Raw genomic sequence first — 22134 nt, 5'->3', positions numbered from 1 at the left:
AATTCGGCGCGTCGCGGGCGCAGCCGAGCGGGGGCGTCATGACCTATTCCAATACGATCCGCATCGATGGTTCGTCGCGCGCCGACACCTTCACCTACAACGCGTCCTCGCAAGCCGGGACCGCCTACCGCTACGACGGCGACGGCGGCTACGACACACTGCGTCTCCTGCTGACCCGCGAGCAGTGGATGAGCGCCGCCTTCCAGGCCGATCTCGAGCGCCTGAGGGCCTATTTCGCCGAGGGCCGCCTCTCCCGGGATTTCAGCTTCACCGCCTTCCCCCTCAGCATGGAGGACATCGAGGCGATCGACTTCGTCGTCGACGGCACCGTCCTCTCCCTCGCCGACGATGCCGTCTTCGCGGTCAACGACGCATATTCGGTGCTGGCGGCTGGGTCGGTCAGCGGCAACGTCACGGCCAACGACCGGGTCGCCGACCTCGTGCGATCCGTCGAGCTCGTCTCGAAGCCCGCCGCCGGAACCCTCGCCCTTCGTCCGGACGGCAGTTTCACCTACCAGGCCGGTCCGGATTTCGCCTATCTCGCCGCCGGCGAGGCGACGCAGGTCTCGTTCAGCTACCGCGTCACCGACGCGGACGGCGACAGCGGAACGGCCACGGTCACCATCACGGTGACGGGCACCAACGAGGGGCCCGTCGTGACGGGCGCGAAGCTCGCGGGCGCGGTGACGGAGGCCGCCGTTCCGGGCGCGGCCCTCACCGATCGCGGCACGATCACCTTCAGCGACGTCGATCTGCGCGACGTGCACACGGCGAGCGCGGCGGCGATCGGTCCGGTGCTGGGCGCCGTCACGGCGCGGGTCGTCACCGACACGACGGGGCGCGGCACGGGCGGCAGCGTCGAGTGGGTCTACAGCGTCGAGGCCGGCAAGCTCGAGTATCTCGCGGCCGGCGAGACGCGGATCGAGCGCTTCACCGTCACGCTCAGCGACGGCCAGGGCGGAACCGTCTCCCGGTCGGTCGAAGTCACCCTGACCGGCACCAATGACGCTCCGACCATCACGTCCGCCGCGCAGGCGGGCAGCGGGACGGAAGACATCCCGGCCCCGGCCACCTGCACCATCAGCTTCACGGACGTCGACCTCTCGGACGGGCACACGGCTAGCGTGGTGCCCGCTTCCGGCCAGACCGCGCTCGGCCGTTTCGCCCTCACGGCGGTGGACGAGGCAGCCAATGCCGCGACCGGCTCGCTCGGCTGGAGCTACGTGCTCGATCAGGCCAAGGCGCAATTCCTGGCGGCCGGCGAGACGCGGCGAGAGGTCTTCACCGTCATCGTCGATGACGGCCGCGGCGGCACCGCGAGCCAGGACGTGACGATCACGATCACCGGCACCAACGATGCACCGACCATCACCGGCGGCAGCGTCGCGGGCGGAGTGACGGAACTCGCGACGCCGGTGGGCAGCCTGACCAGCGGCGGCAGCATCAGCTTCGCCGACCTCGACCTCAGGGACGGCCACAGCGTCACGGCGGTGGCGCAGGGCAGCGTCCTCGGCACGCTGAGCCCGCGGATCGTGACCGACACGACGGGCTCGGGCGCGAGCGGGAGCCTGGGCTGGGCCTACGCAGTCGAGGCGGGGAAGGTGGAGTATCTCGCGGCGGGCGAGACCCGTGTCGAGCGCTTCACCCTCACGGTCGATGACGGCCAGGGCGGACGGGCAAGCCAGGACGTCGCGGTCACGATCACCGGCACCAACGACGCGCCGACGATTACCGGCGGCAGCTTCGCGGCCGGGCTCACGGAGCAGGCAACACCGGCGGGCACGCTGTCCGCCGCCTCCGTCATCGCCTTCGCGGATGTCGATCTGCGCGACGTCCACAGCGTCACGATCGCGCCGGTGGGCACGGTGCTCGGCAGCGCCTCCGTGACCCAGCTCGCGGACACGACGGGGACGGGCGCGGGCGGACGCTTCGCGTGGTCCTACGGCGTGGAGGCGGGCAAGCTCGAGTACCTCGCGGCCGGCGAGACGCGCGTCGAGCGCTTCACCGTCACGCTCAGCGACGGCCAGGGCGGGACGGTCGTCCGGCCGGTCGAGGTCACCCTCACCGGCACCAACGACGCGCCGATCCTCGCCTCGGGCGAACTCGTCCGCGACGGCGACTTCTCGGCCGGCGGCCAGGGCTGGGCCAATACCGGCGGCCTCGTCGAGGTCTATCCCTCCTGGGCCTACGGCGTCGATCCGGCCGCCGGCGCCGTCATGGAGGTCGACTACGCCAACGCCCTCGACACCGTATCGCAGACGATCGCCACCCAGGCGGGCCAGACCTACGTCTTCAGCTTCGACACCGCCCTGCGCGCCGGAACGCGGCCCGAGACCAACACCTTCGAGGTGCTCTGGAACGGGCAGGTGATCGACCGCGTCACCGCCGCCTCCACCGCCTTCGAGCGCCACAGCTACGCCGTGGTGGCGACCGGCCCGAGCGGTACCCTGGCCTTCCGGGAAATCCTGAACGACGGCTATGGCGGCCTTGTCGACAATGTCTCGCTGCGGGCGCCCACAGCGCTCTCCGAGCGGGCCGGCACGGCGGGCAGCGACGCCCTCGACCGCGCCACGACGACGCTGAGCTTCACCGACGCGGATCTCGGTGACCGGCACACGCTCTCGGCCAAGCTCGCCTCCGCCACCGCCTCGAAGGGCGTCCTGCCGACTGCGACGCAGGCGGCCCTCGCGGGCGCGCTCGGCCTCGGCCTGGCGGCGGATTCAACGGGCGGCGCCGCCGGGCAGGTGACGGCGACCTTCGCGCTGCCCGACCGGCTCGCCGATTTCCTGGCGGCGGGCGAGTCGCTGACGGTGACCTACGACGTGACGGTGAGCGACGCGAATGGCGGCGCCAGCACGCGGCCGGTCAGCTTCGTGATCACCGGCACCAACGACGCGCCGACGATCACGGGCGGCAGCGTCGCCGCCGGCCTGGCCGAGCTCAGGACGCCTGCGGGCAGCCTGACGGGCAGCGGCAGCATCGGCTTCGCCGACCTCGACCTGACCGATGCCCATACCGTGGCCGCGGCGCCCGCGGGCGACGTGCTGGGGGCGCTCACGGCGCGGGTCGTCACCGACACGACGGGGCGCGGCACGGGCGGCAGCGTCGAGTGGGTCTACAGCGTCGAGGCCGGCAAGCTCGAATATCTCGCGGCCGGCGAGATGCGGATCGAGCGCTTCACCGTCACGCTCAGCGACGGCCAGGGCGGAACCGTCTCCCGGTCGGTCGAGGTCACCCTCACAGGCACCAACGACGCGCCGACCATCACCTCCGCCGCGCAGGCGGGCAGCGTGACGGAAGATGCGCCGGTCCCGGCCACCGGCACCATCAGCTTCACGGACGCCGACCTCTCGGACGGGCATACGGCGAGCGTGGTGGCCGCTTCCAGTCAGACCGCGCTCGGCCGCTTCGCCCTGACGGCGGTGGATGAGGCAGCCAATGCCGCGACCGGCTCGCTCGGCTGGAGCTACGTGCTCGATCAAGCCAAGGCGCAGTTCCTGGCGGCCGGCGAGACGCGGCGAGAGGTCTTCACCGTGATCGTCGATGACGGCCGCGGCGGCACCGCGAGCCAGGACGTGACGGTGACGATCACCGGCACCAACGACGCGCCGACCATCACCGGCGGCAGCGTCGCGGGCGGCGTGACGGAACTCGCGACGCCAGTGGGCAGCCTGACCAGCGGCGGCAGCATCGGCTTCGCCGACCTCGACCTCAGGGACGGCCACAGCGTCACGGCGGTGGCGCAGGGCAGCGTCCTCGGCACATTGAGCCCCCGGATCGTGAGCGACACGACGGGCTCGGGCGCGAACGGGAGCCTGGGCTGGGCCTACGCGGTCGAGGCGGGGAAGGTGGAGTATCTCGCGGCGGGCGAGACCCGTGTCGAGCGCTTCACCCTCACGGTCGATGACGGCCAGGGCGGCACCGCCAGCGAGGACGTCGCGGTCACGATCACCGGCACGAACGACGCGCCGACCATCACCTCCGCCGTGCAGGCGGGCAGCGTGACGGAGGATGCGCCGGCCCCGGCCACGGGCACCATCAGCTTCACCGATGTCGACCTTTCCGACGGACATACGGCGAGCTTCGTCCCGGCTCCCGGCCAGACTGCCCTCGGCTATTTCTCCCTGACGGCGGTGGACGAGGCGGCCAATGCCGCGACCGGCTCGCTCGGCTGGAGCTACGTGCTCGATCAGGCGCAGGCGCAGTTCCTGGCAGCCGGCGAGACGCGGCGAGAAGCCTTCACCGTCTCGGTCGATGACGGCCAGGGCGGCACCGCCAGCCAGGACGTCACGATCACGATCACCGGCACGAACGACGCGCCGACGATCACGTCCGCGACGCAGACGGGGAGTGTGACGGAAGACGTCACGGCACCGGCCACCGGCACCATCACCTTCGCCGATGTCGATCTGGTCGACGGACATACGGCGAGCTTCGTCCCGGCCCCTGGCCAGACCGCGCTCGGTCATTTCGCCCTGACGGAGGTGGACGAGGCAGCCGATGCCGCGACCGGCTCGCTCGGCTGGAGCTACGTCCTCGATCAGGCCAAGGCGCAGTTCCTGGCAGCCGGCGAGACGCGGCGGGAGATCTTCACCGTCATCGTCGATGACGGCCGCGGTGGTCGGGCGAGCCAGGACGTGACGGTGACGATCACCGGCACGAACGACGCGCCGACCATCACCTCCGCCGCGCAGGCGGGCAGCGTGACGGAGGATGCGCCGGCCCCGGCCACGGGCACCATCAGCTTCACCGATGTCGACCTTTCCGACGGACATACGGCGAGCTTCGTCCCGGCTCCCGGCCAGACTGCCCTCGGCCATTTCGCCCTGACGGCGGTGGACGAGGCGGCCGATGCCGCGACCGGCTCGCTCGGCTGGAGCTACGTCCTCGATCAAGCCAAGGCGCAGTTCCTGGCGGCCGGCGAGACCCGCCAAGAGGTCTTCACTGTCACGGTCGATGATGGCCAGGGCGGTATCGCGAGCCAGGACGTGACGGTGACGATCACCGGTACCAACGACGCGCCGGTCGTCCTCGACATCACCGGCGCCACGGCCGCGACCGGGAGCCCGCCGCTCGTCCTGCACCCGGCCTACACCGACGTCGATACACGCGACACGCACGGGCTCAGCCTCGATGCGACGCCGACGCGGGGGCATGTCGCGCTGAATGCCGACGGCACGTTCAGCTACGATCCGAACGGCGCCTTCGCGAACCTGCCGGCGGGAATCACCGCGCAGGACAGCTTCACCTACACGGTCACGGATTCGGCCGGCGCCGCCGTCACCCGGACCGCCACGGTGACGGTGACGGGCACCAACCACTCGCCGGTCGCCGCCGCGGACCAGCAGACGGCCGCACGGGAGGGCCTCACCGTCCTCGACCTCCTCGCCAACGACGGCGATCCCGACGGCGACGCCCTCGCCATCACGGCGGTGACGCAGCCCCTGGAGGGCCGGGTCACGATCGAGAACGGCCGGGCCGTGTTCGATCCCGGCAGCACCTTCGCCGGCCTCGCGGCGGGCCAGACCGCGACGGTGAGCTTCGCCTACACGGTCTCGGACGGGCGCGGCGGCACCGACACGGCCAGCGCCACCGTGCAGGTTCAGGGTTCGGGCGCCTTCGTGCCCGGCAACCAGACGGATACGAGCAGCACCGTCCTGACGAGCAACAAACAGGCCGTGTTCCTGCAGCTCGACGGGGCCTCCCGCGCCAATGACGGCAGCACCAAGGTCACGGCCACGATCGGCCTCGGCACCGTGCAGCAGCCCGCCATCAACATCGTCTACGTGGTCGATACGTCCGGCAGCGAGCAGACCTTCTTCGCCAACGGCATCGGCGACCTGAATGGAGACGGGACCGCCAACACCCGCATCGACGCCGAGATCCAGGCGCTCACGGCCCTCAGCAACAAGATCCTGGCCCAGGGCTTCAACCCGGCCTCGACGCGGCTCGCCATCGTGCCCTTCGACTCGGCAGGGAAGACCTTCGGGGTCAACGGGTCCGCGCCCGAGGCCAAGCCGGTCTTCGCGCTGGACGCGGCCGGCGTCTCCAGCGCGACGAGCTACCTGAAGACCCTCCGGGCCACCGGCGGCACCAACTACGAGGACGCCCTGCGCAGCACCATCTCGGCGCTCGCGGTGATGGACCCGAACAGGACGGCCAGCAACTTCGTCTATTTCGTCTCGGACGGCGAGCCGACCTCGCAGAACGCCGCCACCCCTGCGAACCAAGTGCCGGCCAGCGGGACGACCGGCGTCGTCACCATCAATCCGAGCCCCACCAACCAAGCCGCCATCATCGCGAAATTCGCCGACGAGGTGAAAACGCTGACCGAGGTCTACAAGGCGAAGATCTCGGCCATCGGCATCGGCGACAGTTCGCTGACCTATCTCGATCCGATCGACAACACCGGCGGGGCCGAGAAGGTGACGACGCCGAGCGCGCTCTCGGCCTCGCTTCTGGGCTCGCCGGTGCCCTCGGCGAGCATCGCCGCCTTCACGCTGAGCGTGAACGCGCGCGTGGTGCCCGGCATCACCAAGGCGAACCTCGTCTCCACGCCGCTCGGCCTCAAGATCGACGCGAACCTCGCCGCGCTCAAGCCCTATCTCGGCGACAGCAACACGGTCGTGGCCAGCGTCACCTTCACGGACGGCACCACCCTCGTCACGGATCTCGTCGTGACGGGCGTGCTGCCGCACGCCTTCGATCCGCCGGGCCTCGGCGCCTCGCCGCCGAGCGAGATCCTGGTGGAGGCCGGCGCCGAGACCGCGGGCGTGCCCGAATCGGTCGTGAGGCTCGTGCGCGCCGCGAATGCGCCCGCCTACGACACCGCCGGCTGGACGCAACTCACGCCCGCGACCTTCGCCAAGGCCGGGACCTACGGCACCACCCTCCTCGATACCGCAGCGAACACGCTGACCTACGCCCTCGACAACGCGCGCAGCGCGACGAACGCGCTCCAGGCCGGCGCCATCGTCACCGAGAAGGTCGAGATCCGTCTCGTCGGCGGCCTGAACAAGGACATCGCCTTCACCATCACGGGGAGCAACGACGCGCCGGTCGCCGCGGACGCCGCCGCCTCGGGCGACGAGGATGGCGTTCTCGCAGGACAGCTCTCCGCGATCGACCCCGACACCTCGGTGGACGACCTCATCGTCGCGCTGGTGGGTGAGGCCGCCCACGGCCACGTCGCGATCGATGCACGGGGCCACTACACCTACACGCCGGACGCGGATTTCAACGGCACCGACCAATTCACCTATCGGGTCAATGACGGATCGGACGCGGGCAACGTCGCCACCGTCACGCTGACGGTGCGGCCGGTCGAGGATGCGCCGAGGGTGGCCGGCCCGCTCACCCTCGAGGCGGACGAGGGGAGCGCCGCCCGCCTCCTCGACCTTCTCCTCAATGCCCGGGATGCGGACGGCGACGCCCTCGCCATCACCGATCTCCGCTACAGCGTGGACGGTCAGCCCTCGGCCGCCCCGCCGGCCGGATTGAGCCTGTCCGGCAGCACGCTCGCGGTCGATCCGTCGGATCCGGCCTTCGACGCCCTGGCCGAGGGGGCGACACGGACCATCGTGGCCGCGTACGACATCGTGGACGGCCAGGGCGGCAGCGTTCGGCAGACGCAGACGCTCGTCCTCCATGGCGTCAACGACGCCCCTTCGGCCTCGAGCGCCGCAGCGGCGACCGAGGCGGGCACGCCGCTCTCCGGCAGCGTCTCCGCGTCCGACATCGATGGCGACGCCCTCACCTACTCGGTCGGGACGGCACCCGTGCACGGCACACTCAGCCTCGGCGCGGACGGCCGCTACACCTACGCGCCGGACGCGGGCTACGCCGGCAGCGACGGCTTCACCTTCACGGCGAGCGACGGCCGCCTCGCCGCGACCGGGACCATCGACCTGACGGTCAAGCCGGACGCCGCCGCGCCTCCGGCGAATGGCGGCACCGCTGCGTCCGTCGTGACGGGAACGGCCGGCGACGATGTCCTGCAAGGCGGCGCGGGCGACGACCGGCTCGACGGGCGAGGCGGCGACGACCTGCTCTCGGGCGGAGCGGGGGCCGACACCTTCGTGTTCAGCCCCCTCGCCGGACATGCGCGGATCGCCGATTTCGAGATCCACCGCGACGTGGTCGAAGTGTCGTCCAACGCATTCGCCGATGAAGCGGCCATCCTCGCCCAGGCGACGCAGGTCGGCGCCGACACGGTGATCAGCCTCGACGCCACCCACAGCCTGACCCTGCAGAACGTGGCGACGGCAAGCCTGACGGCGGCGGATTTCCACGTCGTCTGATGCCGCGTCGCCTTCGCCCGCCACCGGGCAGGGGCTGCCGAACCGGGCGGGGCGCATTCCTGGCCATGTCAGGCGATCCTCGAAGCGGCGCGCCGCCCGAGAGCGTCATCCCTCGCCGGACAGGAACGCGACGATGCGCCGGTTGATGCGGTCGGGCTGTTCGAGATGCAGCCAGTGGCTCGCGCCCTCCACGATCTCGAGCCGGCCATCGTCACAGAGCGCGAGGCCGGCCTCGGCGACGTGACGCTCCAGGAAGCTGTCCTCGCCCGCCCAGAGGATCAGCGTCGGCGGCGCCAGCCGGGCCGGCTCGCCCCGCGCCGGCCGCTCGCGCAGGGCTCGGTAATAGTTCAGCATCGCCGTGAGCGAGCCGGGATGCGCCCATGCCTCGGCGTAGCGGTCGAGCGCGCCGGGCTCGAAGGTTTTGGGCCCCCCGCTCCCCTGCATCATCGTCCGCAGGCCCGCGAAATCGAAGCTGCCGAGGCTCGCCTCGGGCAGCCAGGGCAGCTGGAAGAAGGCCACGTAGGTGCTGCGCAGCGCCTGGGTCGGATGGCGCCGAACCTGCCGTGCCCAGATGTCGGGATGCGGACCGTCCATCAGCACCGCGCGCCCGATCCGCTCGGGGTGCCGGGCCGCCACCCACCACCCGATCACCGCCCCCCAATCGTGGCCCACGAGGTGGAACCGGCCTGCCCCGTAGGCGTCGCCCAGCGCGACCACGTCCGCCGCGAGCGTGTCGAGGTCGTAGGCGCCGACCTCCTGAGGCGCGTCGCTCGAGTTGTAGCCGCGCATGTCGGGGACCACGACGTGGAAGCCCGCCTCCGCGAGCGGGGTGATCTGGTGGCGCCACGCCCACCAGAACTCGGGAAAGCCGTGCAGCAGGACGAGCAGCGGATCGCCGGGGCGGCCGGCCTCGACGACGTGGAGCGAGAGGCCGTTGATCGTCCGCGCCGTGTCGCGCCAGCCGGGCTGCAGGAGGGGCGAAGGCTCGGTCATCGCGGGGGGGCATCCTGTTCCTGCGGGGGGCGTTCGCGGCGACATCGGCGGGCCGGCATGCCGGGCTCGCTCGGCCCGCATCCAGGCGCGGGCAGCGCCCACCGTCCGGCTGGGGGACGTCGTAGGCCGGCGCCGCATCGCGCCTGCGCCGCCGCCGAACCAAGGGCCCCCGGCCGGGTTTGGTTGCAGGCGACGCCGGAGGGACCGACTTGTCCCGGGGGAGCGTCAGTCGAGACGCGTCGAAGGGGGTGGCCGGGTCCGATGCTCGATCCCGAGGTCTACGATCACTTGCGGCAGGTGGCCGGCACGGTCTCCGAGCCGCTCCTGTCCGCCATCGAGCGCGTCGGGCCGATCGGCATCGCGGTGCCGATCCATGCCCGCGTCGCGGACCGGCTGTTCGTCGAGGTCGTCAACCAGCAGCTCTCCACCCGGGCCGCGGCCGCGATCTGGGCACGGGTCGAGGCCGCGGCGGCGGCGCGGGCCTTGTCGCCGCGGGACCTGTTCGTCGCTGGGCACGAGGAGGCACTGCGGGCCTGCGGCATTTCCCGGAACAAGGTGCGGGCCCTGCAGGCGATCCGCGAGGCGGACGAGGCCGGGCTGCTGACGGCCGATCTCGCCGGAATGCCCCACGCGGACCGTTCGGCCATTCTCTGCGGCATCCGCGGGGTGGGGCAATGGACCGCCGACATGATCGGCATCTTCCACTACCTCGACCCGGACATCTGGCCGGTCGGGGACGTGGCCGCCGTGGGCAGCCTCCGGCGCTTGACCGGCTGCACGGACACGGCCTCCTTCGCCGCCGCGTTTGCGCCCTACCGGTCGATCCTGGCGCGCTACGCGTGGCGCATCCGCGACGTGCGGGACGCGCTCGTGGCCTGACCGGTCCGATCACACCGGGGTGTCGCCCAAAGGACACGCAGGCCGCACAAACGTGCCGCCCCCTCGCCGCGGCCACATTCCCTCCACCCGGGGAGGATGAGGTGCGCGGCGGATCGGGGAACCAGGGAGCGCGTCATGTTTGCTCTTCGCACGGCCAGAAGCTCGGCGGCCATCGGCCCCGGACGGCCCGTCGCCGATCTCGACCGGCACGCCGCCGGCTGCGTCACCCGCGGTGTCGCCTCCGGGCTGCGCGACGTGCTGCCCCTTCCGGACGGGGAGGCGCTTCCGACGCGCTTCGATCCCCTGATCCGGCGCCTGTTGAGCGGGCCTCTGGGCCCGTTCCGGGCCTCCTCGCGTCGAAAGGTTGCGTGATGTTGGCAGGCACTTCCTCCCCCGAGCGCGTCAACGTCGCGCGGCTGCCGACCCGCGCCGTCGATGTCGAGGCCGACGAGAACATCGCCTCGCTGATCGCGGTCCTGCAGGATCAGCTCGCCCTGGCCCGCGAGGGCAAGCTCCGCTCCGTGGCCGTCGTCTCGGTCGCGGCCGATGGCGGCGCCGTCGGCACGCACTGGTCCTGCACCAACGAGGACATTGTGAGCCTGATCGGCAAGCTGACGGTCCTGACGCACGACCTCATGGCGTCGCGCAGCTAGCGCGACGCGCACGCGCAGAGGCGGCCGGCGCTTGCGCGCGCCGGCGGCGCCTGTGCCCTGAGGCGGCCTAATCCGTCGGCGTGAGATCGTCGGCCGACCACGTCTCGCGGACATCGCCGACATCGATCTCGTAGGCTTCGCCGAGGTTCCAGACGCCGACGATGGCGCCCACGCGCCCGTCGGGCAGGCGAACCAGATCGAGGCGGTCGAACGGGGATGGTGTCATGAGCAGGCCCTCCCTGCATCAACCCTCATCCGCCCGCTTTCGCTCCCCGTCCCGATTCGCACACAGACGGCCGGGTCCGAGCGGCGCTCCGGCCGCTCTCTGCTAGGGCTCCGGCGCGCGCACCGGAACGTCGAAGCCCTGGGTCCGGTGAGGCTCGTCGCGCAAGGTGAAGTGCCACCATTCGGGCGCGTAGGGCGTGAAGCCCGCCGCGCTCATCGCCTCGCGCAGGCGCGCCCGGTTTGCACGGGCCTCGTCGGAGAGCGCGGCCCCCTCCCCCGAGCGCGGCCCGAACAGGTCGAAGGGCGTGCCCATCGGCCGCTCGCGCCCGGTGGCGCGCTCGACGAGGGTGATGTCGACGGTGGAGCCGCGGGAATGGGCGGATCGCTCGGCGATGTAGCCGAGCCGGAACAGGTCGCCCTTGTCGAGATCGGGATAGAACTCGGCCTTGCCCGAGACATCGGCCGTGTCGCGGGCCCAGCGGACGAAATCGGCCACCGCCCGGAGCGGCCGGTAGCAATCGAAGACCTTCAGGCCGAGCCCGTCCCGCTCCAGAGCGGCCTGGGCGCGGGCAAGCGCGGCCGCGGCGGCGGGGGTCAGCAGGCAGAGCGGCGCCTCGTAGCCCGCGATCGGCCTCCCGACGAAATTGTGCCGGCCCGCGTAGCGGATCTCGGTGACGAGGCCGGACACGCGGCGCGCGGCGTCGACGAGATCGGGCTCGGCCCGCGCGCCGCCCGCCGCCAGGAGCAGCGCGGCGACCGACGCGGCGCGAATCAGCCGCCACCCGCGCCGCCCCGGCCCGTCGCCCGACACGGGAATTGCGTCCCTCGGCATCGCCCTTCACCCTCTCGGCCCAGTGGCATCCGGTCCCGGGCATCTCATAGGCGCGCGGCTCCCGGAACGCATCGCGGTTTGCCCGCATTGCCGGTGATCGCGGAGGAGCGGACCATGACGGAGAAGAAGGGCCACGGCAGCGCGGCGGCCAAGAGGGCGAACGCCAAGGCGAGCCACGAGGGCAAATCGAACCCGCGCACCTCCTCCTCGGCCCAGGCCGAACTCGGCAAGAAGGGCGGCAAGACGGCCGGAAAGAGCAGGTAGCGCGCAGGCGTCGGGCACGGCGTCGGGAGCGGGCCGGCGGCGATCCGCGCGGGCCTTCGCGCCTCGGCGGCCCATGATCGCGATCTACGTTCGGTGGCCTCGAAACAGGATCGCGCCCTGGTGAGGTGATCGCGCTCTCAGGTGCACGACTTGCCGCTGTACGGTTCGGTCCGGAAGATCGCGGTCGTCGTCAGGAGCTGCCGCCCGCCGGTCATGCCGTTGCCGCTGACATCGAGGAAGCTGAACGGCCGGGCCACCGGCACCGCCGCGCGGATCGCCACCACGTCGTTGCCCTCCGGGCACTCGAAATGCGTACCGAAGCTGACGACGAAATCCTTCCGCTTCCCGTCATAGGCCGGCGGAATCTCGCTCGCCGAGAAGCCGGACTGCCGGGTCACGTCGAGGCGCAGGTCGTCGCAGCGGAAGAACACCGCCCTGCTCCCGCACATGATCCGCCGCATCCGCTCCGACGCCTCGGTCCCATCGGCGAGGTCCTGGAACTCGCCGGTGCGCAGCAGGCGGGCGGCGCGGTCGACCGCGACGTCGAGCGTCTGTTGCGACAGGAAGAGGAACGCGGCCTCGAAGGTGGCGCACAGCAGAACGATGAAGGGAAAGGCGACGAGCGCGAATTCGACCGCCGTCGCGCCGTCGCTGTTCTGGGCGAAGAGACGTCCGAACCTCGCCGAGACTGCGCGGCGCCAGCTCATTGCGTGAGCATCAGCTTGCCCGATACGGGGCCGACGCCCTTCGGGACCGGCACGCTCGTCGCGTCGTAATTGGCGTTGAGATAGAGGTTCGGCCCCTCGTAGAGGTTCAGCTGCTGCGCGACGACGACCGTGTAGGCCGACTGGTCGGCCACCGGCTTGCTCGCGTCGATGACGAGCCGCCCGCTCGGCAGGTAGATCGTCCCGAGCATGGTGCGGGCGTTGTCGCTGATGATGCGGTAGACCCGCAGCGGCTTCGTCAGGCTCAGCGCCGGCGGAGTCGGCGAGATGATGTCGCCGACGAGGGTCTCGACCAGGGTCGTTGGGTCGATGGGCAGGGCGACGGTCCGCTCCTCGGACATCAGCAGGCCGGCCATCACGCCCGTGGTCGGCGCCGTGAGGCTGATGGTGGTCTTCTTGTCGAAGACGAGGCCGCCCTTGTTGCCCGTGAAGTAGAAGGCCACCTCCGTGCCCGTCATCGTCGCCTTCTTGTCGACGACGAGCGGCCCGTCCTTCATCACGTAGATGCCGGGCTTCAGCGTGACGACGGCGTTCTTCGTGATGTGGAGGCCGCCGCAATAGGTTCCGGGCTCGAGGGTGACGGTGGTGTCGATCTTGTTCTCGGTGAGCTTGAGGAGGTTCAGCGGGAACGGCAGCTCCCGGCACGCCTCGATCGTCGGGGCCGGCCGGTCCTTCAGCGGATCCTCGATCGCCGGGCAATCCGTCTGGGGGTTCGGTGAGAAGTTGGCCCTCGGGCCGAGATAGCCGCCCGAGGAGCAGATCGTCTGGGCCTTGGCGAGCGCATTGTCGCCGCCCACCATCCCCATCGGGTTGCGGGAATTCGAGTACAGCGAACAATTGTTGGCCGTGACCTGGGCATTCTTCTGCAGGTTGAACGCGCCCGCCGCGCCGGGATCGAGGGCGAGCATGCACAGCCGCATCCGGCCGACGATATTCGCCCGGGCTTTTGCGGCGACAATCGTGCTTCCGTAGCCGACGAATGCCCCGAAGGTTAGGCGAATGCTTTCCTCCGCCCGCGCGAAGACGCCCGTACGGTCCTCGGAGACGGTGACGTTGACGGTGATGGGTCGATCGGGGGCGGCCTTCGCGGCGTCGCGGATGGTCTGCTCGGTGAGGCCGACGATGCTGGCCGGGGTCGAGGCGGCGAGTTTCAGAGCATTGCCGCCGGCCAGAGTCCCGGCATCGACCGCCGCCTGCAATTGGCTGCGCCGGTGGATCAGGCGCGCATAGTCGCTCGCTCCACCCGCGAGGCCGATCAGCACCGTCGCCCCGAGGCCGAAGAGCACGGCGACCGAGCCGCGCCGGTCGGTGCGCAGCGCCGCAAGGCTCGCGCGACGCCGCCACGCGCTGCCCTGCCAGGAACCGCTCCGGCCCGTCTCACCACCCTGCATGCTGTCCCATGCCCGTCTAAAGCGTGTCGCCGCAGCCCCAAGGCGCCCCGCGGACATCCGGTCTTTGGTCGTCTCGTGCATGTCAGATCGTCCGGCAGCTCGCCGCGTTCATGCCGCCTCGCTCACCGAATTGAGCTGGGCCGCGATGTCGGCCCAACGGCTGAGGAAGGCCGCGACGACGCCCGGGTCGAAATGAGACCCGCTCTTGTCGAGGAGATAAGCGCGCGCCTCCTGCGGCGACCAAGCCTGCTTGTAGGGACGCGCCGTGGTGAGCGCATCGAACACGTCGGCGACCGCGACGATGCGGCCCGACAGGGGGATTGTCTCTCCGCCGATGCCGTTCGGGTAGCCGCTGCCGTCCCAGCGCTCGTGATGCGTGCCGGCGATCTCGGCTGCGAGCCGGACGATCGGTGAGGACGACGTCTCCAGGATGCGCTGCCCGCGCTCGGCGTGCCGCTCCATCTCGTCCCGCTCCGCCCCCGTCAGCGGGCCGGGCTTCAGCAGGATCGAGTCCGGCACGGCGATCTTGCCCACGTCATGCATCGTCGAGGCGAGGCTGATCTGCCGGCATTCCTCCACCGAGAAGCCGAGCGCCGCCGCGGTCAGCGCGACATAGTTCGCCACCCGGGCGATGTGGTTGCCCGTATCGGTGTCGCGATGCTCGGCGGCCCGCATGAGAAGCGTGATGATCTCCCGCTCGCGAGCTTCCACCGTGGCAACCGCCGCGGCGACCTCCCGCTCGAGGATCTCCGCGTGCGCGCGCTCCTGCCGCAGGGCGCGGCTGAGCGCGAGCAGGTTCGCCACCCGGGCGCGAATCTCGATCGGATCGAAGGGCTTGTTGAGGAAATCGGTGGCGCCCGCCTCGAGCGCTTCGCGGCGCAGCCGACGCTCCTCGATGCTCGTCACCATCACGATCGGCACGTGAAGGAGGGCCGGCATCGCCCGGATCGCCCGGATGAAGGCGACCCCGTTCATGCCCGGCATGTCGTAGTCGGTCAGGATCGCGCCGAGATCCTGCGCATGCGCCTCGGCGAAATCGAGCGCGTCCGCGGGCCGGGTGAAATCGTGCGACCGGCAATCCGCGATAGGGCGCAGAGCCTCCACCATCAGGAGGTTGTTCATCTCCGCATCGTCGAGGACGAGTACCCTCATCATCTCCACCCGTGCCGAAGCCGCCCTCCCCTTGGAACGCGATTGTTATGCCGAGAATCTTGCCAAACCGTTCGACCTTTCGGGCAAGTGTTTGAGCAACCCCTGAGTGTGTTAGCGAGAGCTTTGTTTCTGCGGTTGCGCTTCTGCGCCCTGCGCCCCAGTGGCCACGATCCGCCGCCGCACGCCAATGCAGCGCGGTATCGCGAGGGCCGCGGGAATTGCTCCTGATGAGAAAGCGTTAACGACGCGAATTCATCTCCTGAACGTTGGCCATCTGTTTCACCTTGTCTTGTGCTTTGCCTGCGCAGACTGTCCCGGAACGAGCGGGAGGACGTTTCGGAAGATGGTCGGCGGCGGTTCTCTCTCGTCTGTTGCAGACCGTATCGGCCCCACACTGACCGGGGGCGCGCATCTGCACGGGCGCTCCTGCCGGATGCTGTCTCCGAAACGGTCCGCGCGGCGGGGCGGTCCATGCTGAGACCGTGGAGCGCCCCGATCCACCCGCGTTCACGCCGCAAGGAATCCACCCGCGGCGGCGGCTTTGCGCCGTCGCGTTCCCGCAATTCCGACGGATGGGCGGCGTGAGCACGGTGCGACGCCATCTGCGTCGGTTCGCGGCGGCACGCGGCGGCGTGAGCGCCGTCGAATTCGCGCTGATCGCGCCCGCGCTGATCCTCCTCTTCACCGCCACGATCGACGTGCCGCGCGCCTTCTCGACCGGCCGGCGCCTCTCCTACGGCGCCAGCACGATGGCGGATCTCATCTCGCGCAACGACTTCCAGAATCTCGACGCGGTCTTTGCCGCGGTGCAGGCTGTCGCGACACCCTACGATGTCGGAACGGCGCGGATCGTGCTGACCGCGGGCGGCATCTACAAGACCCTGGACGGGTACGTGGCGAAGGTCTGCTCCAGCACCGCGCAGCGCGATACGGCCCGCGCCGCGGGCTCCACGATCGGGCCGGCACCGCTCGGAATGCGAACGGAGGGAGCGCGGTTCGTGATGGCGGAGGTGAAGATGCGCTACCGCGCGGTCTTCAAGCTGGTCCCGCTGCTCAACGGCTGGGATTTCTCCTACACCACGCTCTGGCCGGTGCGCGAAGGCAAGGCTGTCAACGGTCGGGACGAGGTCATCCTCCCGGGTGGACAGGCCTGCCCGCTGATCGCGACCTGAGCCGCGGCGCTTCGTTGCTCCTCGCGAGCGGAAGAAACCCCTCAGGCCGCGATCTTCTGCGCGAAGACGCCCTCAAGTTCCGTGCTGGTCCGTTCGAACAGCGTGCGCAGGATGGGCAGGATCGTGGCCTCTGGGCACACCGCCTCGATCCGCGCTCCGCGCTCGATCTGCGCAAGTTCGTGGCCGAGTGCCGCCGCGCCGATATTCGCGCTCATCGACTTGAGGCTGTGGGCGGCGCTCCCCACCGCGGCGGCGTCCGCGGAATCGATGGCCGCCTGCAGCGCGTCGAGCGCCGTCGGCCCATGCTCGCGAAACAGCCGCAACAGGCGATCGATGAAGTCGGTCCCGCTCTGCTCGGCGATCTCGAACAAGCTCGCCAGCGTGTCGAGGTTCAGGAGCGGCGTCTCCGCTTCGGCAACGGGCTGCATCTCGGCTCCCGCCGCCGCAGGCTCGAAGACCCTCGGTGCGGGATCGGCGATCGACGCCAGGAGCTGGGCGAGGTCGGCCAGGGTGAAGGGCTTCACGAGGACACCGTCCATGCCCGCGTCCCGCCAGGCATCGGCGGCCGTGCCGATGACATGGGCCGTGAGGGCGAAGATCGGCACGCGATCCGCATTGCCCGCCGCCTCCGCGGCGCGGATCTCGCGCGATGCATCGAATCCGTCGAGCACCGGCATGCTCCCGTCCATGAGGATGAGGTCGATGCTGCCCTGCCGAGCGAGATCGACCGCCTCGCGGCCGTTCTCCGCCATGCGGATGTCGGTCACGCCGCAGCGGTGCAGAGCCTCCGACGCGACCTCTCGGTTGACGGCATTGTCGTCGGCCACGAGCACCCGGAGCCCCGCGAACCGAGGAGGCCCGTCTGACGCGGTCGCGGACGCCTCGCCGCTCGCGAAGGGGTGCCCCCCGGCGAGCGCGGCGAGCGCCGCCTGCCACTCGGCCTGCACCAGGGGCCAGCGGAGCACCTCGTCGGCGAGGCCGCGTCTCTGCACCTGTGGTCCGCTCGCATCCCCCATCGGCGCGACGGCAAGAACCCGGCCGCCCTCGGACGGCCGCCGACCCTGCCGCAGCAGCGCGTCCGCGGCGACGACCCAGTGGACGGCTCCTTTCTCGCTAGACGCGGCCGCAGTGAAGCCCGCGGCGTCGAGCCCGGCTCGCAACGCAGCCTCTGTCGCGGAGCCGAGACCCGCGATGCCGACGAGCGGCAGAACGGAGGGCGCCCGCTCTGCCGGGTTTGCGGGAGACAGAGCCTCGACCGGCAGTCGGATCCAGAAGGTCGAGCCAACGCCCACCTCGCTCGAGACGCCGATCTCGCCGCCCATCGCGGCGACGAGCGACTGGGCGATCGAGAGGCCGAGACCGGTGCCGCCGAAGCGGCGCGTCGTGGATTGGTCGGCCTGGGAGAAGGCCGAGAAGATCGTCGGGAGCTTGTCGGCCGGGATGCCGATGCCGGTGTCGCTCACGCGGATCTCAATGCCGCCCGCCCCGAGCGCGGCGATGCGGATCAGCACATGGCCGGTCTCGGTGAACTTCAGCGCGTTGTTGACGAAATTGCCGAGCACCTGCCCGAGCCGGACGGGATCGCCGACGAAGCTCGCGGGCACGTCGGCGGCCACCTCGGCCGCGATGTCGAGGCCCTTCGCGCGGGCCCGCTCGCCGAACAGGGTGACGACCGTGTCGACGAGATCGGAGGTCGAGACTGGGATGCGCTCCAGTTCGAGCTTGCCCGACTCGACCTTCGCGAAATCGAGGATGTCGTTGATGATGGCCAGCAGGCTCTGACCGGAGCGCGCGATGACCTCGGCGTAGCGCTGCTGGCGGGCGGGAAGATCGGCGCCGGCGAGAAGCTCTGCCATCACGAGCATGCCGTTCATCGGCGTGCGGATCTCGTGGCTCATTGTGGCCAGGAAGGTCGATTTCGCCGCATTCGCGGCCTCCGCCATGTCCTTGGCGTCGCGCAGGTCGACGGTGCGGTCGAGGATTTCCTGCTCCAGGCTCGCGCGGTGCTCGGCAAGGGCTTGGTCGCGTTCGCGCACGGCGCCGAGAAGGCCGTTGAAGGTGGTGGCGAGGACGCCGACCTCGTCGTTGGTGGTGACGGCCGCAACGCGCGCGTAATCGTGGTTCTCGCGCACCGCGTTCATGGTCTCGGCGAGCGCGCGCAGAGGGGTCGTCAGTGCCTTCTGCAGCCGCCAGGCGACGAGGAGACCGATCGCGACGGCCGCCACCGCGGCGAGAGCCGCATTCTGCAGAACCGCCAGCAGGCGCTCGGCGAGGTCGGCGGTCTCGGCCACGACGGTGACAGACCCGATCTCCCGTCCGCCATCGATGACGGGCACGCTGAGACGGACGGAGCGGGTCAGGGCAAGATCGACGGCGGAGACGCCCTCCTTCCGGTCGAGATCCAGATCGTCGGCGAGGCGCAGTCCGAGGCCCTGCTCCGCGACGAGCGACCCGTCCGCGCGCACGACGGCGGCGTAGGTGACGTTGCGCTGCTCGGCAATGCCCCGAAGAGCGGCGGCGGCCGCGACCTCATCGCCTGCCGCGACGGCCTTCGCGGTCGCGCTGGCGAAGATCGTCGCGACCGCGCGCAGGGCATCGCGCTTGTCGGCGGCATAGCGGCCGGCCTCGCTCAGAACGGTCAGAGCCGAGCCGACGACGAGGGCGATGAGGACGGCGCTGACCACGGCGCGGCCCAGTCGGCGCGCCAGGGAGCGGTACGTGTTCGAAGATGTCATCGGCAGCTCGGCCCGCGGGTCTCGCTGCCAGGATGCACCGCCACATCTTTGTATCGTCTTACGAGGGCCGCCGATCACGGCGGCGTCAGGCCGGTGGGGAGTGCGTGCCGGTTCGTGACGGCCGGCTCAGGTGACGATCCAGGTCCCGAGAAGCACGGCAGCCAGAAACAGGCTGGAGCTTAGGGCGACGGCGACGACTTCACGATACGTGAACAGGAGATTGTCGAGGGCGCTAGACATGATCGGATGGCGCCTGCGGACCGAGGGTGGATGGCCCACCGATTAACACCCCAAATCTGACCACCGTGTGAGGATAAGTGCTGACCATGCGCTTAAAGAGCGAGCGTCACACGCCTGCAACAATCGAGCGGGCCGCAGCGATGCGCCGGATCTCGTCGCGGCTCGCCCGCATCCGGGAGTGAGAGACGTATGTAAGCCTTCGGTGAGACGAGATCGGTTCTCGCGCCCGGAAAGGCCGACGATGCGCATTGGACGATCGGTCCATCCCGCGCGGCGAACGACAGGATTGGATGACGGCGCCGCGGCCCGAGCGGGCGGCGGATGCGATGCTATCGCGCAGGCCCGTCGAGCGCCGGATTTGCGGGAAGCCGGATCCCGATGGACTGATCAGATCCGCGCACCATCATCCCTCGGCGGCTTGCCGCAGCGGTACTTCTCCACGCGCCAGCGCTCGTGCATCCGCTGCCACTGCGCCATCTGCGGCTGCGCCACGGTGAGGCACTGCTGCGGAGTGGTCACCTCCTCGCTGAAATAATGCACGCGGGTCACGCAATGGGTCGGGTTCGCGGACAGGCAGGTCAGGAAGTAGAGGCCGTAGAGCATGCGCCGTGATCCTCTGGCGTTCCGGGCGCTACCTCCGAACTGCTCTCTCTTCTTGAAATGGGAACGAGCAAACCGCATGCCGGTTGCTGTTGCACTGCGGTGTCGGAGAGCCGGGAACGGCGCGTCCCGGCCCTGCCATGCAAGGGCCGCACGGGTTCCGCCCGCGGCCCCGGCTCGCCTGCCTGGACATGTCAGCCCTGCGAACGCTTGCGCTCGGCGCGGCTTGTTTTGGCAGGCGACCGGCCGACGGACCGGCGCCTTCGATGGGCCTCCTGACTTCGGGCCGCCGCGGGAGCGGGCTCTCGGTGCGTCGATCCGTGCGGCGCGCGCAGATCTCGCCGCGGCTGGTCGGCGACCGCTTCGATCGCGTCCGACAGCCGGGCGGCGAGATCGTCGGCCCGCCTCAAGTCGCTCCAAGAGATGCTCACCATGCGGCCGCACAGGAAGTCGTTCGAGACGACGGTGAGGCCAAGGGTGGTGAACCGAAGTTCGATGACGATCCCACTCCGCTCACGAACGGCCTGTGTCTGCGCCCAGGCATTCTCCAGAATGGTGGCGAGGGTTTCCTGACTCCGGTCGCCCATACCGCTCTCCTACGCTACCCACACGCCAACACCCACCCCAAGCCTAGGACTTGGTGCGTGGCGAGAAAGTGGCGCGTTCAGAATGAGTTAGATATCGTACTGGAGCTCGGGCGTGGCGTCTTGCGCCTCACCCGCCGGCATCGAGCCTCGCGGCCTGCGGCCAAGCGGCCTTCAGCTGTCGGCCGCCGTCGTGTCTGCCAGCCAGTCGATTACGGCCGCCAGCGCGTCCCGCTCGGGCCGGCCCTCGCTCAGAGCCGCCTCGTAGATCGACACCTGCCGGTCCGCGCTCGACCCCTCGCGGGCGATCCGCCGCGCATGCTCGCACTCGGCGCGGCAACCGAGGATCGCGGCATCCTCCTCGGTCAGATCAAGGATCTCGTCGAGCGCCTGGGATAGCGGGATCGCGCGGAGGCTCCTCTCGTCGATGAGGGTCGCCGCGACACCGTCCCGTTCGACCCGCCAGAGGTTCTCCATCACGAAGCCGCGGGAGGAGCCGGTCATCCCGGCATGCAGGTCGGGCTGCCGGTCGACGAGGCGGACGAGACACCGATACAGCGCCGCGATCGTGATCGTGTCGGCAATGCGCGTGCAGCTATCGGCAACGCGCAGTTCGAGGGTCGGGTAGCGCACCGATGGACGGATCTGCCACCAGAAATAGGTCGGGTCCTTCACAGCGCCCGCCTGCGTCATGCCCTTGACGTAGCGATCGAAATCCGCCGCGTCGTGGAAGAGTTCCGGCAGTCCGGTCCGGGGCAGCTCGGCATAGGCCCGCAGCCGGTAGCCGGCGAGTCCGGTGCGGCGCGTCTCGAAGAACGGCGAGGAGGTCGAGAGCGCAAGAAGCACGGGCAGGAAGGGCATCAGGCGCTGCATCGTGTCGACGCGCCGCTCGGGGCGCGGGACCTCGACATGGACGTGGAGGCCGCACACGATGGAACGGCGCCCGACGATCTGCAGATCGTGCATCATCGCCTCGTAGCGCGCCTTCTCGGTCTGCTGCTGGTGGGGCCAGAGAGCGGTCGGGTGGGTGCCGGCGGCGAAGACGAGAAGCCCGTGCCGGCGTCCGACCCCGGCAAGGCCGGAGCGAAGCCGCACGAGCGCGGCCCGTGTCTCCGGAAAGCTCGACGAGGGAGCGCTGCAGATCTCGACCTGGTTCTTCAGCAGTTCCCGCTCGACCGAATCGAATTGCTGCTCCGCCTCCACGTGGAAGGCCGAGACCGACCGACGCGGTGCCGAGCGTGAGCGCGCGCTCGCCAGGAAGAGCTCTTCCTCGATTCCGAACTGGTATCCGTCCGCCATACCCATACCCCGCCACCGCAACGCTCGCCGATCGTAACGGACGGATCCTGTCGGCGGTTCGCCCGCGCAGAAGGAGCGGCGCCCTGCGGA

Annotated in this window: 16 protein-coding genes; 6 read left to right on the top strand and 10 right to left on the bottom strand. The window is 70.3% G+C overall.

Annotation, left to right across the window (positions count from 1 at the left end; genetic code table 11):
- Positions 1-38 precede the first annotated feature (38 nt).
- Complete coding sequence (locus tag J2X36_RS04285; RefSeq protein WP_310346630.1) at positions 39-8300, top strand: VCBS domain-containing protein; 8262 nt, start codon at positions 39-41, stop codon at positions 8298-8300.
- Positions 8301-8405: 105 nt separating this feature from the next.
- Here J2X36_RS04285 and J2X36_RS04280 read toward each other — a convergent pair whose 3' ends face one another.
- A complete protein-coding gene (locus J2X36_RS04280; RefSeq protein ID WP_310346626.1) occupies positions 8406-9293 on the bottom strand; it encodes an alpha/beta hydrolase in 888 nt (295 codons plus the stop codon).
- Between the two features lie 261 nt (positions 9294-9554).
- Here J2X36_RS04280 and J2X36_RS04275 point away from each other — a divergent pair, with 261 nt between their 5' ends.
- From J2X36_RS04275 to J2X36_RS04265, 3 genes are all read left to right on the top strand, one after another.
- Positions 9555-10172 (top strand): DNA-3-methyladenine glycosylase, encoded by a 618-nt coding sequence (locus J2X36_RS04275; protein ID WP_132256863.1) that lies wholly within the window; start codon positions 9555-9557, stop codon positions 10170-10172.
- 135 nt (positions 10173-10307) lie between these two features.
- Complete coding sequence (locus tag J2X36_RS04270) at positions 10308-10544, top strand: hypothetical protein (RefSeq protein WP_132256861.1); 237 nt, start codon at positions 10308-10310, stop codon at positions 10542-10544.
- Between the two features lie 2 nt (positions 10545-10546).
- The gene (locus tag J2X36_RS04265; protein WP_245516750.1) at positions 10547-10825 is read left to right on the top strand and encodes a hypothetical protein; all 279 of its coding nucleotides are present in this window, start codon (positions 10547-10549) and stop codon (positions 10823-10825) included.
- A 67-nt stretch (positions 10826-10892) separates the two neighbouring features.
- On the opposite strand, the gene J2X36_RS04260 is transcribed toward J2X36_RS04265, so the two are convergent.
- Both J2X36_RS04260 and J2X36_RS04255 read right to left on the bottom strand, forming a co-directional pair.
- Positions 10893-11051, bottom strand: coding sequence for a hypothetical protein (locus J2X36_RS04260; RefSeq protein ID WP_165937977.1), 159 nt, complete (start codon positions 11049-11051; stop codon positions 10893-10895).
- Between the two features lie 102 nt (positions 11052-11153).
- Complete coding sequence (locus tag J2X36_RS04255) at positions 11154-11882, bottom strand: M15 family metallopeptidase (protein ID WP_310346620.1); 729 nt, start codon at positions 11880-11882, stop codon at positions 11154-11156.
- A gap of 114 nt (positions 11883-11996) precedes the next feature.
- On the opposite strand from J2X36_RS04255, the gene J2X36_RS04250 reads away from it, so the two are divergent.
- Positions 11997-12146: a hypothetical protein gene (locus J2X36_RS04250; RefSeq protein WP_310346619.1), complete on the top strand. Its 150-nt coding sequence runs from the start codon at positions 11997-11999 to the stop codon at positions 12144-12146.
- Between the two features lie 137 nt (positions 12147-12283).
- Here J2X36_RS04250 and J2X36_RS04245 read toward each other — a convergent pair whose 3' ends face one another.
- The 3 genes from J2X36_RS04245 to J2X36_RS04235 all read right to left on the bottom strand — a co-directional run bounded on the left by J2X36_RS04245 (position 12284) and on the right by J2X36_RS04235 (position 15414).
- Positions 12284-12853 carry a TadE/TadG family type IV pilus assembly protein gene (locus tag J2X36_RS04245; protein WP_132256857.1) on the bottom strand — a complete coding sequence of 190 codons (570 nt, stop codon included), beginning with the start codon at positions 12851-12853 and terminating at the stop codon, positions 12284-12286.
- Positions 12850-14262: a pilus assembly protein gene (locus tag J2X36_RS04240; RefSeq protein ID WP_310346616.1), complete on the bottom strand. Its 1413-nt coding sequence runs from the start codon at positions 14260-14262 to the stop codon at positions 12850-12852. The genes J2X36_RS04245 and J2X36_RS04240 overlap by 4 nt, the downstream gene beginning before the upstream one ends.
- Before the next feature lie 108 nt (positions 14263-14370).
- On the bottom strand, positions 14371-15414 hold the full coding sequence (locus tag J2X36_RS04235; protein WP_310347178.1) for an HD domain-containing phosphohydrolase: 1044 nt from the start codon (positions 15412-15414) through the stop codon (positions 14371-14373).
- A 581-nt stretch (positions 15415-15995) separates the two neighbouring features.
- Between J2X36_RS04235 and J2X36_RS04230 the strand changes: the two genes are divergently transcribed.
- Positions 15996-16586, top strand: coding sequence for a pilus assembly protein (locus tag J2X36_RS04230; RefSeq protein ID WP_310346614.1), 591 nt, complete (start codon positions 15996-15998; stop codon positions 16584-16586).
- Positions 16587-16627: 41 nt separating this feature from the next.
- Here the strand turns inward: J2X36_RS04230 and J2X36_RS04225 are convergent, their stop codons facing one another.
- The 4 genes from J2X36_RS04225 to J2X36_RS04210 form a co-directional block, all read right to left on the bottom strand.
- On the bottom strand, positions 16628-19321 hold the full coding sequence (locus tag J2X36_RS04225) for an ATP-binding protein (protein ID WP_310346611.1): 2694 nt from the start codon (positions 19319-19321) through the stop codon (positions 16628-16630).
- A 627-nt stretch (positions 19322-19948) separates the two neighbouring features.
- Positions 19949-20164 carry a hypothetical protein gene (locus tag J2X36_RS04220; RefSeq protein ID WP_132255682.1) on the bottom strand — a complete coding sequence of 72 codons (216 nt, stop codon included), beginning with the start codon at positions 20162-20164 and terminating at the stop codon, positions 19949-19951.
- Between the two features lie 191 nt (positions 20165-20355).
- A complete protein-coding gene (locus tag J2X36_RS04215) occupies positions 20356-20748 on the bottom strand; it encodes a hypothetical protein (RefSeq protein WP_132255681.1) in 393 nt (130 codons plus the stop codon).
- A gap of 171 nt (positions 20749-20919) precedes the next feature.
- The gene (locus J2X36_RS04210) at positions 20920-22044 is read right to left on the bottom strand and encodes a carboxylate-amine ligase (protein WP_310346606.1); all 1125 of its coding nucleotides are present in this window, start codon (positions 22042-22044) and stop codon (positions 20920-20922) included.
- Between the last annotated feature and the right edge of the window lie 90 nt (positions 22045-22134).

This window comes from Methylobacterium sp. BE186, from assembly GCF_031457035.1.
Classification (GTDB): domain Bacteria; phylum Pseudomonadota; class Alphaproteobacteria; order Rhizobiales; family Beijerinckiaceae; genus Methylobacterium; species Methylobacterium segetis.
Note: the sequence above shows the minus strand (reverse complement) of the source record. Positions and strands in the feature narration are given on the sequence as shown.

Excerpts from the sequence above, each read along its gene's own strand:
- J2X36_RS04285 (WP_310346630.1), top strand. The coding sequence starts at position 39 with ATGACCTATTCCAATACGATCCGCATCGATGGTTCGTCGCGCGCCGAC.
- J2X36_RS04280 (WP_310346626.1), bottom strand. The coding sequence starts at position 9,293 with ATGACCGAGCCTTCGCCCCTCCTGCAGCCCGGCTGGCGCGACACGGCG.
- J2X36_RS04275 (WP_132256863.1), top strand. The coding sequence starts at position 9,555 with ATGCTCGATCCCGAGGTCTACGATCACTTGCGGCAGGTGGCCGGCACG.
- J2X36_RS04270 (WP_132256861.1), top strand. The coding sequence starts at position 10,308 with ATGTTTGCTCTTCGCACGGCCAGAAGCTCGGCGGCCATCGGCCCCGGA.
- J2X36_RS04260 (WP_165937977.1), bottom strand. The coding sequence starts at position 11,051 with ATGACACCATCCCCGTTCGACCGCCTCGATCTGGTTCGCCTGCCCGAC.
- J2X36_RS04255 (WP_310346620.1), bottom strand. The coding sequence starts at position 11,882 with ATGCCGAGGGACGCAATTCCCGTGTCGGGCGACGGGCCGGGGCGGCGC.
- J2X36_RS04250 (WP_310346619.1), top strand. The coding sequence starts at position 11,997 with ATGACGGAGAAGAAGGGCCACGGCAGCGCGGCGGCCAAGAGGGCGAAC.
- J2X36_RS04245 (WP_132256857.1), bottom strand. The coding sequence starts at position 12,853 with ATGAGCTGGCGCCGCGCAGTCTCGGCGAGGTTCGGACGTCTCTTCGCC.
- J2X36_RS04240 (WP_310346616.1), bottom strand. The coding sequence starts at position 14,262 with ATGCAGGGTGGTGAGACGGGCCGGAGCGGTTCCTGGCAGGGCAGCGCG.
- J2X36_RS04235 (WP_310347178.1), bottom strand. The coding sequence starts at position 15,414 with ATGAGGGTACTCGTCCTCGACGATGCGGAGATGAACAACCTCCTGATG.
- J2X36_RS04225 (WP_310346611.1), bottom strand. The coding sequence starts at position 19,321 with ATGACATCTTCGAACACGTACCGCTCCCTGGCGCGCCGACTGGGCCGC.
- J2X36_RS04220 (WP_132255682.1), bottom strand. The coding sequence starts at position 20,164 with ATGCTCTACGGCCTCTACTTCCTGACCTGCCTGTCCGCGAACCCGACC.
- J2X36_RS04215 (WP_132255681.1), bottom strand. The coding sequence starts at position 20,748 with ATGGGCGACCGGAGTCAGGAAACCCTCGCCACCATTCTGGAGAATGCC.
- J2X36_RS04210 (WP_310346606.1), bottom strand. The coding sequence starts at position 22,044 with ATGGCGGACGGATACCAGTTCGGAATCGAGGAAGAGCTCTTCCTGGCG.